Below are 15,656 nucleotides of genomic sequence, written 5' to 3'. Positions count from 1 at the left end.
CCATGACCGTCCTGACCGATCTCCGCAGACGCGTCGACGAGCTCATGCCCCTCGCCCATGAGGAGCTGGCCGAGCTCGTCTCGATCCCATCGGTGGCCGATCCGCGCCAGTACCCGCCGGAGGAGTGCCAGAAGGCGGCCCACTGGGTGAAGGAACGGTTCAAGGCCCTGGGCTTCGACGACGCGCGGCTGGTCGAGACGACCGACGGCAGCAACGCGGTCGTCGGTTCCCGACCCTGCGCCGACCCGGGCGCACCCACCGTCCTGCTCTACGCCCACTACGACGTGCAGCCCCCGCTCGACGAGAAGGCTTGGCGGACGCCACCGTTCGAGCTGACCGAGGTCGACGGCCGGTGGTTCGGACGAGGGGCCTGCGACTGCAAGGCCAACATCCTCATGCACCTGACCGCCTTGCGCGCCCTCGACGGCGACATCCCGGTCCACCTCAAGCTCGTCGTCGAGGGCTCCGAGGAACAAGGAACCGGCGGCCTGGAGGGACTCGTGCCCCAACAGCCCGATCTCTTCGCCGCCGACGTGATCCTCGTGTGCGACACCGGCAACGCCGCCGTCGGCCAGCCCGCCGTCACGGTGAGCCTGCGCGGCATGGTCAACGTCGTCGTGACCGTGCAGGCGCTGAGGTCGGAGCTGCACTCCGGCATGTTCGGCGGCGCCGCCCCTGACGCGCTCGCCGCGCTCGTGACCATGCTGGCCTCGCTGCGGGACGAGAAGGGGAACACCAGCATCCGCGGACTCGACGCCACCCGGGAGTGGCCGGGCGCCCCCTACGACGCCGTCCAGTTCGCCAGCGACGCCGGTGTCCTCGACGGAGTCCACCTCCTCGGTGACGGCACCGTCTCGGACATGCTGTGGGCGCGTCCCGCTGTCACCATCCTCGGCATCGACTGCCCACCGGTCGTCGGGTCCGCCTCGGCGATCAACCCGCAGGCGGCCGCCCGACTCAACCTGCGCATCCCGCCGGGGACGGACCCCGGGCAGGCAGAAGCCGCCCTCCGAGCGCACCTACTTGCAACGGCGCCGTGGGGCGTCCACGCCGACGTCACGTTGGAGGCCGCGGGGGCCCCGTTCCGGGCGACGGTGGACGGGCCGGCCTACCGGGCGATCGCGGAGGCGATGCAGGACGCGTACGGCACACCCATGACCACGCTGGGACAGGGCGGCTCGATCCCCCTGTGCAACGTCTTCGCCGACACCTACCCCGACGCCGAGATCATCCTCATGGGCACCGAGGAACCACAGGCGCTCATCCACGCCCCCAACGAGAGCGTCGACCCCCGCGAGATCGCGGCGATGGCGCTGACCGAGGCAAGCTTCCTGCGGCGGTACGCCGCAGGAAGCTTGAGTAGGGCGCCCCGCGAGCGGCCGCGTGTCAGGCCACGACGGCAAGGCCGTGGTCGGTGTTGTTGAGCCGAGCCGCCTCGCCGTCGGTCACCGTCACGATGTCCTCGATCCGCACACCGAAGCGTCCCGGGAGGTAGGTGCCGGGCTCGACCGAGAAGCACATGCCCGACAGGAGCGGCTGCTCCTCCCCCTCGACCATGTAGGGCGGCTCATGGGTGGTCACCCCTATCCCGTGGCCGGTCCGATGGATGAACGCCTCTCCGTAGCCCGCCTTGGCGATCAGGGTGCGAGCCGCCCGGTCCACGTCCTGGCAGGTGGCGCCCGCTCGAGCCGCCTGCACCCCGGCCTCCTGAGCCCGCAGGACGACCTCGTGCACCCGTCGCAGCTCGTCATCCGGTTCACCGACGCACACGGTGCGCGTGGTGTCCGAGCCGTAGCCGTACCTGAGGCCACCGAAGTCGAGCACGACGGCGTCACCACGTTCGATCACCCGGTTACCGGCCTCGTGGTGTGGATCGGCACCGTTGGGACCGGATCCGACCACGGTGAAGTCGACCTGCTCGTGCCCGAACCTGCGCAACAGGTCTGCCAGGTCTCCGGCCACATCGGTCTCCCTGCGCCCGCGGAAGCGCACCCCGAGGATCTCCTCGTAGGCCGCGTCCGCAGCGGCTCCGGCGGCAGCCAGGCGCTTCAGCTCCTCAGGGCCCTTCACCGCACGCATCATCGGCATGGCGTCGCTCAGGGAGCGGTATGCCGCACGGGGCAGGTGCTGCTGCAGGCCGAGCAGGTGCAGCGCCCACGCGGAGTCGGAGATCCCGTAGGTGCCCTCCGCCGGCAGGACCGACGCGACCGCCAGATAGGGATCGGAGGCATCGCTCCAGTCGATGACCTCCATGCCGGTGACGCCCTCCGCCACCTCGGCGTCATGCCGTTCGAGTGCCGGAACGACGAGGACAGGGTCGCCGTCGGCTCGCAGCGCCAGCAGGGTGAGTCTCTCGGTGATGGCGGTGGGGTGATAGCCCGTGAGCCACACCAGGTCGGGCCCCGGTGTCACGAGCACCCCGGTGAGGCCCTCCTCCGTCGCGGCCGCAGCGACCCGACGCGTTCGCGCGCGGTAGTCCTCGCCGGTGAACGGCGTCGGCGACGCGACGTCTTCGGACATGTCGATCTCCTGTCTGTGGCGGCACGACGCTACGCCCGTAACCCAGGCGGGTTCCTCCACCGCTGGGGGTGAGAATGCGCGCTCCCGGAGCCGCTCGAAGCGAGGTTTTCGCGGGCAAAGCGGCAGGGGGCTCGCGCCCGGCGCGACGAGCCTTATCACCCTTCCTGAACGATGCGCCGTCCGAAACCGGCGATGCAACGTGGTCGTGCTGAGGCGTCCGTTGTAGCCGGCCTACCGAAGGGGGGGTGACCATGACCGGATCAGACGTGCCGGGCCCTCCGCCGAAGACGCGGATCCTCGTGGATGCGGGCCGGCTCTGGGGAGGGGGCGCCGCAACGGGCTGCGTGGCTGCACTCCTCGCCGTTGTGGGCGTACTGATCTGCCAGGACGTCCTCAAGGTGCGGCTCACCCGTCCCGCCCTGCTCGTGCACGTCTCGGACTCGCTCGCGGTCAACTACGCCCTGACGGCCTTCCTCCTTGCCATCGCAGCGACCGGGATGGCACACCTGCTCATCCTGGCCACGCCGAAACCGCGGACCTTCTTCGCCTGGCTGGTCGGCCTCGCCACGGTCTGTGGGGTCGCCGCACCGTTCGCGCTCGAGGCACCGGTGTCGAGCCAGGTCGCCACCGCCGCGATCAACCTCGCCCTCGGTGTGTGCACGGGGTCCCTGATCAGCGCGGTGATGACACGGACGACCGCCGTGTCACGTGGTCCGCGGGGCGCCGGTCCGGCGCCACTGGGCACGGAGCAGCTGCCGTGATCCGCGCCGCGAGGGTCGCGCCAGGTCGGGGCGTTCGTGGCCCGCAGACGGGCCGCGCGCATGCTCGTCGCCCTGAGTCCTCGTCACTCGTCGTCGTACACCTTGTGCATTCCGGTCACTCCGATGCCGAGAGCCTCCAGCCGCTCGAGCGCCGCTTCGAGAGCGGCTGCGAGCGCCGATGCATCCGGTGCATCGACATGGAGCACCGTCGACCCGTCGCTCTCCCGACGATGAACCTCCAGTCGCGGGTCGCCGAGGTCCGCGGCAAGCTCACCGTCGATGACGATCTCGTACCTCTGCATCAGGAGCCCTCGCATCCTGTAACCGTCGAAGCCGCCTCAGGCTCCCCTGACGCTGCTCACGTTGGCACACGCGAAAAATGCACGCATCGACCGTCGGGGATGACATGGCCGGACCACGTCAAGCACGAATGACCCCGCCCGCTCCGGCCGTCCAAACGATCGATCGATCGCGTCTGGCGCCGCTCGTCGACAGTCGACCGGTCGTCGTCCTGGCCGGCATGGCCGGCTACGGGAAGTCCACGCTGCTGGGAGAGGCTCATCGCCGACAGCTCGGGCGCGGCGTCACCATCTGGCTCACGCTCGACGAGTCGGATCGGGCACCGGCGCGGCTGGTGTCGGACCTCGTCACCGCGGCCGACATCGCAGGAGTCCCGAACATCAGCGCCCAGCTGACGACGCTGCGAGACTCCACCCTGCGCGCCGAGCCGCTGACACTGGTCGACTCCCTGCTGGAGGTCTTCTACGACGCTGCAGCACCGTTGATGCTCGTCCTGGACGACCTGCAGCACCTGCGCGGAGCCGCTGGTTCCGAGGCCCTGGTCGACCATGTCCTGCGCTGGGCGCCGGCGAACATGCGCATCCTCATGGCAGCACGTGTGGCACCGGCCCTGCGCCTGCAACGGTTGCGGCTGGACGAGCGGTTGTCCTACCTGACGCACGAGGAGCTTGCCTTCAGTCCCCAGGAGACCGCCGACGCCGTGCGAGCCGCCGGTCTGGACCTCGACGAGCGAGCCGTCCAGTCCATCCACGGCACCACCGGAGGATGGCCCGCAGGCGTGCGGATGGCGATTCTCGTGGCCAGGCAGTACGGGCAGAAGCACCCCGCCCACGTGGAGCTGAGACGCGACCAGGCGCTGGCCGACTATCTGGCGACCGAGGTCCTCGGCTCGCTGTCCGACGAACGCAGGCAGTTCGTCCTCGACAGCACGGTCGACGAACGCGTGTGCGCAGCCCTCGTCGACAGCATCCGTGGCAGCCACAACGCGGAGGCGCTGCTGGAACAATGCGTGGCAGAGGGGCTCTTCCTGTCCAGGACGCCCACCGGCAACGACACCTGGTACTCGTGGCACCCCCTCTTCGCAGCGCACGTCCACCGATGGCTGGCCGCTGAGGACCCTCAGCGGGCCACCGACGGCCACGCGGCAGCGGCGACGTGGTGGAGCACGGTCGACCCTCGCACCGCGATCGCCCATGCACTGGCTGCGGGAGAGGTCGACACTGCCTCGAAGATCTTCGCCGAGCACTGGCTCGAGATGGTCCTCCAAGGCCGCGGGGATGCGGTGTCCGATCTGCTGGGGCAGCTGCCGGAAGGTTCGAGCTATGCCGCCGACGCTCACCTCGCGGATGCACTCCTCCTGGTCCAGCGGGGGAGGATGGACGACGCGGAAGCCGCAGTGGAGACTGCACGCGCGAGCGCCGACAGGCTTCCCAGCACGGCCAAGGCCCAGTTCGAGGACCGGGCGGCCGTCGTCGAGCTGTTCCGCACCGGCTACGGGCTGGGCCTCAGCGCAGCCGTCGCGCCGGGTGCGGCGCTCCTGCACGAGCTGGAGGCAAGGCCAGCGCCGAGCGATCCCGCGATCGTGGCGTCCGCCCAGACGTTCGTCGGCATGGGCGAGGCCCGGCTCGCCGCCCAGGGAACGCTCGTCCTCCAGACGCTTCGGTCCTCAGCAGCGATCGCGCACGAGAGCGGGTTGTTGGCCCTGGAGCTCACCGCGCTCGCCGAGTCATGCATTCCGGCTGCCGACGAAGGCCACTTCGGAGAGTGCCTCGACGTCGCCCTGGACGTCGTCGCGCGGGCCGACGAGCGCGGGTGGGTGGGACTCAGCACCACGGCTCCGGCCGTGGCGTTCCTCGGTTGGCTCGACTACTGGCGCGGCAACCTGCACGAGGCGCGTGCCCAGCTGGAGCAGAGCCTCTCGACGATGCTCCCCTTCGACTGGGAGCTGCGAGGGCTGGTCCTGTCCTTCCACGCCCAGGTCTGTCTAAGCCTGGGAGATGTGGCGAGTGCGCAACGCAGCACCGCCCAGATCAGGGAGCTGGTCGACTCCTGCAGCCCGCCGCCCGCGTGGGGCTCCGTCCTGGCCGGCCTGGAACCGGCGGTCGCGGCGGCGGAGGGGAGGCTGCGCGAGGCCGTGCACGGCGCTCGCGCTGACGCACCGGAGCCGCCTGGTCCCCTCGCCCAGGCGCAACGAGCCAGCGTCCTCCTGCGCGCAGGACTGGCCGCAGAGGCGCTCAGCGAGATCGAACGTATCCCCCTTGCCGGCCGGGGCGCCCACGTCGAGTGTCTGGGTCGGTGCGTGCAAGCCCAGGCGCTGGCCGCCCTGCGGCGGCCCGGTGCCCACGTCTCGCTCGAACGCGCGCTCGCGGCGGCCGAGCCAGAAGGGCTCTACCAGCCCTTCCTCGAGGCGGGGCCGTCCATGCGCGAGCTGCTCAGTTCCCACCTGGTCCACGGGACCGCGTACGCGGGCACGGTGGCCGACATCCTGGGTCGGCTCGCCGCCAGGCCGGCGTCACACCGACCCGAGCAGCTGACCCAGCGGGAGCGCGAGATCCTCAGATACCTGACGACCAACCTCACCGCCGCCGAGATCGCAGAGGCGGAGTTCATCTCGTCACACACGGCCAAGACGCACATCCGACACATCTACCAGAAGCTCGGCGTCGGCAGCCGCCGCGGCGCCGTTCGTCGAGCCGCCGAGCTGGACCTCTACTGAGGCTGCCCACGACGACGTGAGCGAGCCGGGACCGTACGAGAGAGGAGCACTCGCATGCAGGCAATGGTCACCGTTGCAGGGGCTGTGGACGAGCGAGACCTCTGGCCCTATGCGACGTGGTACGACAGCGACGACACGACGACGACCTTGACCGTTCGTGTCCACGACAGCCAGGAACTGGTGGCGGTCCTCGCCACCCTGACGTCCCTGGGACTGGATGTCCTGAACACGCACCTCCTGGCGGAGCCGCAACCACCCGTCGACCGCGGCGACACCGGGCCCCCCAGCTCCGACCGCCCCTTATGAGCATCTCCCCCGACATGTGCGATGCCGGGATCGTCCGCGAGCGCCACCGTGGAGGCGTGAGGCCCGCCTGCCGAGTGAAGGGATGGTCCGGTGACACCTGAGAAGTCCCCCGTGGAAGCAGGGAAGCCGCCGGGCGGCGAACGGGAAGGCACCGCCACGGCACGTCGTGTCCTGGCGGTCACCTGCCTGTCGACCTTCGTCGTGAACGCCAACACGTCCGCCGTCAGCATCCTGCTGCCGGCGATCAGCGCCGACACCGGCACCGATGTCACGACCTTGCAGTGGGCCGTCACGGGCTACTCCCTCGTCGGTGCCGCTGTCATCGTGACGTCGGGGTCCCTGGGCGACGTGTTCGGACGCAAGAAGGTCTTCCAGCTCGGCCTCGTGCTGTTCGTGGCCTCGTGCATCCTCATCGCACTGTCCTCCACCGGCGGTGGCGTCATTGCCGGCCGGTTCATCCAGGGCGCGGCCGGAGCGACGATCCTGGCCTGCGGACTCAGCCTGCTGTCCGTGGCCAACAGCGGCGAGCAGCAGCTGCGCGCCGTCTCGCTGTGGGGGGCGGCTGCGGCTGTCGGAGCGGCCGCCGGCCCTCTGATGGGCGGGGCGCTCGTCGCCGCCACCGGGTGGCAGGGCCTCTTCTGGCTCGACGCGGGGATCGCCGTGCTGTGCATCCTCATCACTGCGCGTGGGGTCTCCGAGTCGCGCGACCCCACCCGTTCACACTCCATCGACTACGCCGGCTCCGCCCTGATAGCGCTGACCCTCGCTCCCCTGATCCTGGCCCTCAGCAAGGGAAGTGCCTGGGGCTGGGCCTCCGCCGCCACCATCACCTGCTTGGGGATCGGCCTTCTCGCCGGTATCGGTTTCGTCCTGGTCGAGCGGCGGGTCGCCGTGCCCATGCTGGACCTCGCCCTGCTGCGAAACCGCATCCTCGTGGCCTCCACGGTCGCGATCCTCATCGGGGCCGGGACGATCAACGCGCTGATGTACCTCCTGAGCCTCTACTTCCAGAACCCCGACACGTTGGGGTTCACGACGTTGCAGGCCGGTCTCGCGACACTCCCCGCCACCGTGGGCCTCGTCGCGATCGCTGCGGCCGTCCCACGGCTGAGCGCACGACTGGGCGGCCGTCAGGTCGTCGGTCTCGGGTTCCTCCTGACCGCAGTGGGGTTCGCGGCGATCGGGTTCGTCGACGCATCCTGGCCCTACCGCAGGTTCCTGCTGCCGCTCATCGCGGTCGCCGTGGGGATGGGGCTGTCCAACGGGCCGTCCTCGTCGGCATCGACCTCGTGCGTCCCCGAGAACCAGGTCGGGTCGGCCTCGGGCGTGTCCAACATGGCCCGCTACGTCGGCGCCTCGGTCGCGACGGCGCTGGCTGCCACCATCTTCAGTGGTGTGACGACCAGCCGCAGCGCAGAGGGCAGCTCGCCGGCCGATGCCCTGGCCTCGGGTCTCGGCGCCGCCTCCTGGGTCATGGCGGTCCTCAGCTTCGCGGGCGTCGTGATGGCGGTGGTCATGGGTCACCACCGGACCGCGAGTGGGACGATCCACGACTCGGCGGCGGCCGCGGCGTCCTCGACGGCACTGACGTTGCGCACCAGCGCCACCGGCCGCACGGAGTAAGCGGCGCGATCACTGGCCGGTGCTGATGACCGCACGGAGGTCGGCGAGCTGCTGGCTCGTGACGCCGGCCGGTCGCAGGATCGCGTTCCAGCCGTCGACGTACTCGCTCGTGTACGTGTGCCCGTGCCCGCCCGGCACCCCGGTGGAGAACGGAAGGTCGGCCGTCACCTGCCAGAACGTCACGAACGGGATCCACACCATCCGGTCGAGCACGTCGCTGCCGGCAGGCTCGGCGATCCAGTCGGGCTCGTGGAATACCAGGTTCGGACTCCACCACACGATCGGGTCCGACGGGTGCATGAGGTAGAGCACACGCGTGCCCTCCCAGGGCCGGGAGGTCGGCGGGGCGGGCACCGCCGGGTCGTTGCTGAAGCGCACCGTGCGGCCGCCCTTGTAGACCGGCTGGATCTCGGGGCTGTCGGAAGCCCGGTGGTCGCTGAACTCCCGGAAGAGGGTGTTGAAGTTCGGCGGGCCGACGAAGAGCGTGCCGGCCGTCCGGTTGCGCAGGTCGTACTCACCGCTGAAGGCCGTCTCGCCGCCGAAGGAGCCCAAGCTCTCACCAGCCACGAACAGCCGTGGCCGCACGTGGGGAGACAGGCTCGACCACTTGTCGTAGACGGCGTCGAAGAGCGACCGACCGGCTTCTCGAGCCTTGCTCTGGTCGACGAGGTAGGAGATCCAGGAGGGCAGGTAGGAGTACTGCATCGACACGGTGGCCGAGTCGCCGTGCGTCAGGTACTCGAAGCTGTCGACCATGGCCGGGTCCACCCACCCACTGCCGGTCGTCGTGACGACGAGCAGGTTCTTGCGGGCGAAGCCACCGGCGCGCTGGAGGTCGCTGACCGCCAACGCTGCACGTGACTCGGCGTCGGGCGCGGAGTCCAGGCCGGCGTACGCGCGGACCGGCTCCATCGCGGGCGCGTGCGTCAGCTTCTGGATCTGGACCGCAGTCGGCCCGAGACCGGTGAAGTTGCGCCCCTGGCGCCCGAGCGTGGTCCAGTCGACGAGCGAGCCGGGACCTCCGGAGCGTAGGGCGGACGTCGGCTGGTGCGCCCCCTCCTCGGTCTCGGTGTTGCGTACCGAGAAGGCCTGATTGGCGACCGTGGCGGCTCCCTGCAGCAGCACCCCGCTGACGAGCAGCCAGGTCGCGGCGACGACGACCACCCAGCCGACCGCACGAGCCGCACGGTGGCCGACCCACCGGTCGAGCAGGCCGGCCGTCCGCCGGTACAGGCGGCGCAGCCCCCGACCGACCCACAGGAGCAGCCCGAACACCACCACCGCGACCCATGGCGACGCGATGACGAGAGGCAGGCTGTAGTCGGTGACGCCCATGAGGTCGCGGATCCGCGCCTGCCAGTACTGTCCGAGCACGAAGAAGACGGCGAGCAGCACGCCCCCGACGATGGCCAAGGTGCGCCACGCGGCCGCACGGGGTCGACGTGGTTGCCGGTCTGCGAAGGCCCGCCAGGCCCAGGCCGCGACGACGCCCGCCCCGTAGCCGATGGCCGCAGTGATGCCACAGATCAGCCCCTGGAGGAAGCCTCCGCGGGGCAGCAGCGACGGCGTGAAGGAGAGGCAGGCCAGGACGAGCGCCCCCCAGCACCCGGGCAGGCTGAGGACGACATGCTCGCGCAGTCTCCCCCACCGCCGCGGTGGGGCCTCCCCGGACCCCGCCTGACCGGACCCGACCTGCTCGGTCACGGGAGCGGCAGAAGACTCCGAGGACTGGTCCCTCTCCTCGGGTTGCACCACTGTCTCCATCGGACCCGCCTCCCGTCACCACGCCGCACGCTAGGGGCCGCTCCTGCTCGGAGCGTCACCCGCTGGGGGTGAGAGAGCTTCCGCCCCTCTCCCCTGCCCGGCGCGTGCTCGAGTCCGGCAGCCCGAGCCCCAGCAGCCGACGGAGCGACGAGGTTGCGAGCCCGGTCGCGAGGCAAGTCATCCTGCGATGATGACGCGCCTCGGAGGTGGCCCGGAGATCGTGGAAACCGGCAACCGTCCGTGGGACCACGACTGGAGGGCAGGCACCGTGACTGCGAAGAGCGACTTCACCGACGAGGAGTGGACCCGGATCGTGCGTGCTCCCTTCGTGGCCGGAATGGCGATCTCACTCGCGGACCCGGGCGGACCGATCGAGGCGGCCAAGGAGTCGATGGCCACCCTCAAGAGCGCCACGAACCCGCCCAGTCGCGAGCAGCTGGTCGCTGAGGTGGCACTGGAGATCCAGGGCATGGTGCAGCAGCGGCACAACCCGGTCAGCGGCTACAAGCCCACCGCTGGCCAACCGCCCGGCGAGCAGGTCCTCGACGAGTTGAAGGCGGTCCAGGCCATCGTCGCGTCCAAAGCCACCCCGGAGGAATCGGCGGCGTTCGGGCAGTGGCTGGTCGCGGCGGCCGAGGCAGCCGCGCACGCTGCCAAGGAAGGCGGCTTCATGGGATTCAAGGCTCAGCTGGTGAGCGAGCGGGAACAGGACATGCTCGACCGCGTCCGCAGCAGCGTCGCGGGGTGACGTGCCCCCGCATCGCCTTTCTCTTCGTGGTGCACGACGTTCTTGAGCTCGACGATGGGGGGGCCCAGCGGCCTTCCTGCCTCGCCGTCATGTCCGGAGCGGCGGCAGGTTTGCTCCTCGGTGGATCTCGTACGCGCGCGCGTGTCCTGGTGAGTCGGGATCGTCGCGGATCGGCAGGTCGGCCATGAAGAGACGCGTGACGTTTGCGAGCTCCCCGGGATGGCTGAAGTTCACTGCGTGCGCGGCCCCGTCGATCACGACGACGAGCACGTGCGTCTCGAACTGGCCGGCGATCTCCCTGACCCGAGACGGTTCCGGCATGAGTGGGTCCCCGCTGCCGAGGACGACGAGGGTCGGGATGTGCAGCTCCATCAGGCGCTCGAGCGCGGGATAGCGCGTCAGGGCCCGGAACATCCGGACCGTGCTGGGCACCCCGAACCGCACGTAGTCCGGCACGGCGACACGGATGAGCCCCAGAGGCTCGCGTATGCCGTCCTGTGCCAGCTGCTGCACGGCTCGGCGCATCGGCTGGTTGTGCAGCCCACCGGCCGGCCCCACGAGCACGGCGCGCTCGAGCCGCGACGGATAGAGATGAGCGAACTCGCAGATGACGGCGCAGCCCATCGAGTTGCCGAGCAGTGTGACCCTCTCGATCTCCCGGTCGTCGAGGAACGCCGCCGCGGCCTCGGCGAGCTGACGGACGTCCAGCGGCTCACGTGGGCGCCCGCTGCGTCCGAATCCTGGCAGGTCCGGCACCAGGGTGCGGAAGTCGCCGGCGAGCCGTTCGGCGGTGGGCAGCAGGTATCGACCTGAGAGACCGAACCCGTGCACGTGCATCACCGTCGGGACGCCCGGTGGGCCCGGCGATGCCCGGTAAAAGACCTTGACGCCGTCTACCGATGTCCAGTGCTCGGTCAGCACCGAGCCCGTCGAGGAGGTCACCATGCCAGCGTCACGACCGAACAGGTCCGGGGCGTCACCCGCCCAGGATGAACCGTGGGTCTGCTCGACGGCAGATCGTACTGAATGGGTGATGGCGTCGAAATCCGCTCGGTCGACGATCAGACAGGGCGACGGGCCGACCTGCCGAACGGCGCACCCGCCCTCATTCGCCGTGGCGACGCTGCGGCGCCGACCTTGGGAACAGGAGCGATCCGTGGCACATGACGATGGGCTGGATGTGATCCAAGGCACCGAGAAGCTCCTGACCCCGGCCCAGGTGGCGGCCCTCTTCCGAGTGGACCCCAAGACGGTCTCTCGGTGGGCCAGGGCAGGGAAGCTGACGTGCGTCAGGACGCCCGGTGGGCACCGCAGGTACCGCGACTCGGAGGTTCGCCGGATCCTCGATGGCGGCTTCTGAGCCCGTTCGGCCCGAGGCCCTGCTCCTGAAACTGCTCGCCCAAGGCAGCAGCCCCGCTGAGAGGCACTCGTCGGCGGCGTCTGAAGGGTGCCCTCTAGGCTCGCGGCATGAGCGACGGGACGATGGCGGGTCGAACGGTGCTGGTCACAGGTGCCAGCGACGGGATCGGCGCCGATGCCGCACGGGTGCTGGCCTCCCGAGGCGCGACCGTGCACGTGACCGGGCGCTCCGAGAGCAAGCTGCGCCCCATCGCCGAAGCCGTCGGCACCGAGCCCCTGGTGGCCGACTTCTCCAGACTCGACGACGTCCGTCGTCTCGCGGACCAGGTGCGCGAGCGGGTCGAGCGGCTCGACGTGCTGCTGAACAACGCGGGTGGCACCTTCGCGCCCGCCAAGCGCACGCCCGACGGCCACGAGCCCAACTTCCAGGTCAACCACCTGGCGCCGTTCCTGCTCACCAACCTGCTGCGCGCGCAGCTCGCGGCGGCGGGCACCTCCCTGGTCGTCAACACCTCGAGCGCCGCGAACCTCATGGGCAAGATCGTGCTCGACGACCTCGACTACGCGCACCGTCGGGCACGGCAGTTCACGGCATACGGCACGAGCAAGCTGATGAACATCGTCTTCACCCGCGGCATCGCGCAGCGGTGGTCCGAGGACGGCGTGGTGTCGGTCGCCGTGCACCCCGGCCCGGTCGGCAGCTCCTTCGGCCGGGACTCGTGGCTCGTCGGGCTGGCCTACCGCTCGCCCCTCAAGCGCTTTGCCACCATCAGCGTCGCCGACGGTGCGGCGCCGCTCGTCGCCCTGGCCGAGCGCGGACCCGACCCGGAGATCGACGGACGCTACTTCAGCCGCTTCGACGCCGACGGCCGGGAGAACCGGCAGGCCCACGACCAGTCGGTCATCACCGGCCTCTGGCAGCGCTCGGAAGCCCTCGTCGGACTGAGCTGAGCCGGTTCCGGTTGCCCGTTCCCGACACGGGCGCCCCGCTGAGATCATGAGCACGTGGATCGTGGACGCATGGAGGCGTTCAGCGACGGGGTCCTCGCCGTGGCGATCACCCTCCTGGTGCTGGACCTGCACGCCTCCGCCGCCGAGCCGGAGTCGCTGGCCACCCAGCTGCAGCGCGGGTGGCCTTCCTTCGCGGCGTATGCCGTGAGCTTCTTCGTCATCGGCGTCGTGTGGATCAACCACCACGCCGTCGTCAACCTGGTCGCCAGGGTCGACCGTCGCCTGCTGTTCTACAACCTGCTGCTGCTCTTCTTCGTCTCCACCATCCCGTTCACGACCTCCACGCTGGCCGAGTACCTCTACCCCTCCCACGGCTCGAGCACGAGCGTCGCGGTGCTCCTCTACGGGATCAGCACGGAGGGCATGGCGGTCTCGTTCACCCTCATGCTGTGGCACATGACCCGGGCCCGGCTCACGACGAGACCGGTCACGCGTCAGCAGGCCACACGGGCCGTCCTGCGCTTCGGCGTCGGGACCCTGCTCTATCCGGTCGTGACGGTCGTGGGGCTCATCAGCGCGCCCGCCATGCTGCTCCTCTACGCCGCGCTCACCGCGTACTACGTCTTCGAGCAGACGCCCATCCTGGGCGAGCGCGCCTGATGCCTGCAGGCCGGGGGCCACCGCCCCCGACCTGCAGTGCTGTGACGTGCGTGGGGCGAGTCCGGCGCAGCCCGTCAGCGGCGCGCGGCGCCGATGCCGGGAAGCACCCGCGCGCCCTCGGAGCGCACCGCCGTGAGCGCCGCGGGATCGAGGCCGAGCAGCGCGAGCACGGTGGGAGCGACCTGGGTGGTCTCGACCGGCGTGCGCTGCACGTGGGGCCTGACTCCAGCCCCGGCGACGACCATCAGGACGTGGCGGTCGGCGGGGTTCATGCCGCCGTGCTCGGCCAGCTTGCTCGGCTTGGCGTAGACGATGCCCTCCTGGACCTTGCCGAAGACGTCGGGGTAGCGGCCGTCGGCGACGGGAACGCCGAAGAACCGCGCGGCGTCATGGCCCGCCCAGATCCGTGTCAGGCCCGAGTGCTGGACCGTGACGGGCTTCTTGTCGACGTCGTAGCCCTGGGCCGGGTGGTTCCAGAGGTAGCTCTTGACGAAGTCGCAGGCGGCCTGCGAGTTGTCCGAGAGGTAGGACTGCCACAGGTCGTCGTTGGTGCCGGCGACGATGAGCGTGGGGTTGTCCCGGTGCGACTTCTGCCAGGCGGCGTTGATTGCCGTGACGATCGGGCCGTCCTGGACGGTGACGAGCCTCTTCGGGTCCTGCGGCGACTGGCCGTGCTTGGCCGTGACGATGACCGTGGTCGAGCCGGTGAGGCCGTCCGCGTGGATCTGCGACTCCATCCGGCCGAGCTGGGCGTCGACATAGTCGAGGGCGCTGGACAGGACGGGGCCGGGAACGAGGTGCCCGTCGACCCACTGGTAGCCGCCGGGCTCCGGGGCGGTCGTCTGGTAGTTGCCCTGTGCGTCCGGGCCGAGGAGCGTGCTCGAGGTGGAGCGGGACTTCTGGGCGACGGAGACGACCTGGAAGTTCATCCCGAAGATGGCCGGGGTGCCCACGTGGCTGCGGCCCGAGTGGTCGCGGCCGTCGATCTCGTTGAGGACCGCCCGGACCTTGTAGCCGTCGTACTGCTTCGTCGCGGCCTCCACGTGCGCCCAGTCGTCGTCCTGCGGGTACGGCACGCCGTTCGGCTCGACCGCCTGCGAGTCGATCTCGGGCCCGAAGAAGTCGTCGATGCTCCTGCCGTTCGAGCCGGGACCGTTGAACGACATGTACACCGCGTGCTTGTCGGACCAGGCGGTGCGCATCCCGGCCCGGTGCGCGATCTGGAAGATCGAGTTGTCACCGAGGTAGTCCCAGGGCATGACGTGGCTGCAGTCGGCCGGGTTGACCGGGAAGGTCGCGGGGTTGAACGACGAGGCATCGTTCTTGAGGTCCATGATCTTGGCCGGGTCCTTGTCCGAGCCTCCGGCGAAGACCGAGCCGTTCTCGTCGAACGAGGGGAAGGAGCCGTTGGCCGGGTTCACGAAGTCGGGAACGTCGGCCAGCGCGTCGTCCGGCGAGTCGTAGACGACGTCCCCGCCGGTGGCCGGACGACCGGGCACGCAGGCTGCCCCGGGCGCGTCGGTCTTGTGGCTGTACTCGACGTCGTAGTAGACGCCCGTCGATCGGGGGTTGCCCCCGGTCATCAACGCGGTGCCACCAGGGTCGGAGTCCGAGGGGTTGGACGTCCGGGCATTGCTGAACTCGACGCCGGCGTGGGTCAGCCGCGCGAGTGTCGAGCTCGGATGGTGCGCGACATACCAGTCGAGGTCGCTCTGGTGCATGCCGTCGACCGAGATGAGCAGCACGTGCTTCTGCGGCTGGCGAGCGGTGCCGTGGCCCGGAGAGGCGTGGGCGACGGAGGCGGTTGCACCCGCAGCCAGGGCGACGGTGGCGGCGGCCCAGGCGGTGGCCGCAGTGCGATGGCGATGCATCATGGATCGTTTCTCCTGGTGGGTCGTCATGGTGTGCGTTACCACCTGACCAGCGCTTCCTGCGGCCGTTCTTCGAG

Annotated in this window: 14 protein-coding genes; 9 read left to right on the top strand and 5 right to left on the bottom strand. The window is 70.2% G+C overall.

What is annotated here, in order from left to right:
- Positions 1-2: 2 nt before the first annotated feature.
- Positions 3-1,424, top strand: coding sequence for a dipeptidase (locus tag AB0316_RS06485; RefSeq protein WP_366271532.1), 1,422 nt, complete (start codon positions 3-5; stop codon positions 1,422-1,424).
- On the opposite strand, the gene AB0316_RS06480 is transcribed toward AB0316_RS06485, so the two are convergent.
- Positions 1,387-2,520, bottom strand: coding sequence for an aminopeptidase P family protein (locus tag AB0316_RS06480; RefSeq protein ID WP_366271530.1), 1,134 nt, complete (start codon positions 2,518-2,520; stop codon positions 1,387-1,389). The two genes, AB0316_RS06485 and AB0316_RS06480, sit on opposite strands and share 38 nt — an antisense overlap.
- A 251-nt stretch (positions 2,521-2,771) precedes the next feature.
- Here AB0316_RS06480 and AB0316_RS06475 point away from each other — a divergent pair, with 251 nt between their 5' ends.
- The gene (locus tag AB0316_RS06475; protein WP_366271528.1) at positions 2,772-3,281 is read left to right on the top strand and encodes a DUF6069 family protein; all 510 of its coding nucleotides are present in this window, start codon (positions 2,772-2,774) and stop codon (positions 3,279-3,281) included.
- 83 nt (positions 3,282-3,364) lie between these two features.
- Here AB0316_RS06475 and AB0316_RS06470 read toward each other — a convergent pair whose 3' ends face one another.
- The gene (locus tag AB0316_RS06470) at positions 3,365-3,583 is read right to left on the bottom strand and encodes a hypothetical protein (protein WP_366271526.1); all 219 of its coding nucleotides are present in this window, start codon (positions 3,581-3,583) and stop codon (positions 3,365-3,367) included.
- A gap of 77 nt (positions 3,584-3,660) precedes the next feature.
- Between AB0316_RS06470 and AB0316_RS06465 the strand changes: the two genes are divergently transcribed.
- From AB0316_RS06465 to AB0316_RS06455, 3 genes are all read left to right on the top strand, one after another.
- A complete protein-coding gene (locus AB0316_RS06465; RefSeq protein ID WP_366271524.1) occupies positions 3,661-6,297 on the top strand; it encodes a LuxR C-terminal-related transcriptional regulator in 2,637 nt (878 codons plus the stop codon).
- Between the two features lie 54 nt (positions 6,298-6,351).
- A complete protein-coding gene (locus AB0316_RS06460; protein WP_366271522.1) occupies positions 6,352-6,603 on the top strand; it encodes a hypothetical protein in 252 nt (83 codons plus the stop codon).
- 111 nt (positions 6,604-6,714) lie between these two features.
- Entirely contained in the window at positions 6,715-8,226 is a 1,512-nt protein-coding gene (locus AB0316_RS06455; RefSeq protein ID WP_366271520.1) for an MFS transporter, read from the top strand.
- A 9-nt stretch (positions 8,227-8,235) separates the two neighbouring features.
- On the opposite strand, the gene AB0316_RS06450 is transcribed toward AB0316_RS06455, so the two are convergent.
- The gene (locus tag AB0316_RS06450; RefSeq protein WP_366271518.1) at positions 8,236-9,990 is read right to left on the bottom strand and encodes an alpha/beta-hydrolase family protein; all 1,755 of its coding nucleotides are present in this window, start codon (positions 9,988-9,990) and stop codon (positions 8,236-8,238) included.
- Between the two features lie 187 nt (positions 9,991-10,177).
- On the opposite strand from AB0316_RS06450, the gene AB0316_RS06445 reads away from it, so the two are divergent.
- Positions 10,178-10,738, top strand: coding sequence for a hypothetical protein (locus AB0316_RS06445; RefSeq protein ID WP_366271516.1), 561 nt, complete (start codon positions 10,178-10,180; stop codon positions 10,736-10,738).
- An 87-nt stretch (positions 10,739-10,825) separates the two neighbouring features.
- On the opposite strand, the gene AB0316_RS06440 is transcribed toward AB0316_RS06445, so the two are convergent.
- Positions 10,826-11,680, bottom strand: a complete 855-nt coding sequence (locus AB0316_RS06440) for an alpha/beta hydrolase (RefSeq protein ID WP_366271514.1) — start codon at positions 11,678-11,680, stop codon at positions 10,826-10,828.
- 232 nt (positions 11,681-11,912) lie between these two features.
- Here AB0316_RS06440 and AB0316_RS06435 point away from each other — a divergent pair, with 232 nt between their 5' ends.
- From AB0316_RS06435 to AB0316_RS06425, 3 genes are all read left to right on the top strand, one after another.
- A complete protein-coding gene (locus tag AB0316_RS06435; protein WP_366272803.1) occupies positions 11,913-12,098 on the top strand; it encodes a BldC family transcriptional regulator in 186 nt (61 codons plus the stop codon).
- A 107-nt stretch (positions 12,099-12,205) separates the two neighbouring features.
- Complete coding sequence (locus AB0316_RS06430; protein WP_366271512.1) at positions 12,206-13,048, top strand: SDR family NAD(P)-dependent oxidoreductase; 843 nt, start codon at positions 12,206-12,208, stop codon at positions 13,046-13,048.
- A gap of 54 nt (positions 13,049-13,102) precedes the next feature.
- Complete coding sequence (locus AB0316_RS06425; protein WP_366271510.1) at positions 13,103-13,708, top strand: TMEM175 family protein; 606 nt, start codon at positions 13,103-13,105, stop codon at positions 13,706-13,708.
- Between the two features lie 74 nt (positions 13,709-13,782).
- On the opposite strand, the gene AB0316_RS06420 is transcribed toward AB0316_RS06425, so the two are convergent.
- Positions 13,783-15,582, bottom strand: coding sequence for an alkaline phosphatase family protein (locus tag AB0316_RS06420; protein ID WP_366271508.1), 1,800 nt, complete (start codon positions 15,580-15,582; stop codon positions 13,783-13,785).
- Between the last annotated feature and the right edge of the window lie 74 nt (positions 15,583-15,656).

This window comes from Terrabacter sp. NPDC080008 (assembly GCF_040702505.1).
In the GTDB taxonomy this organism is placed as follows: Bacteria; Actinomycetota; Actinomycetes; order Actinomycetales; family Dermatophilaceae; genus Terrabacter.
This window is presented reverse-complemented; position numbering and strand designations above follow the sequence as displayed.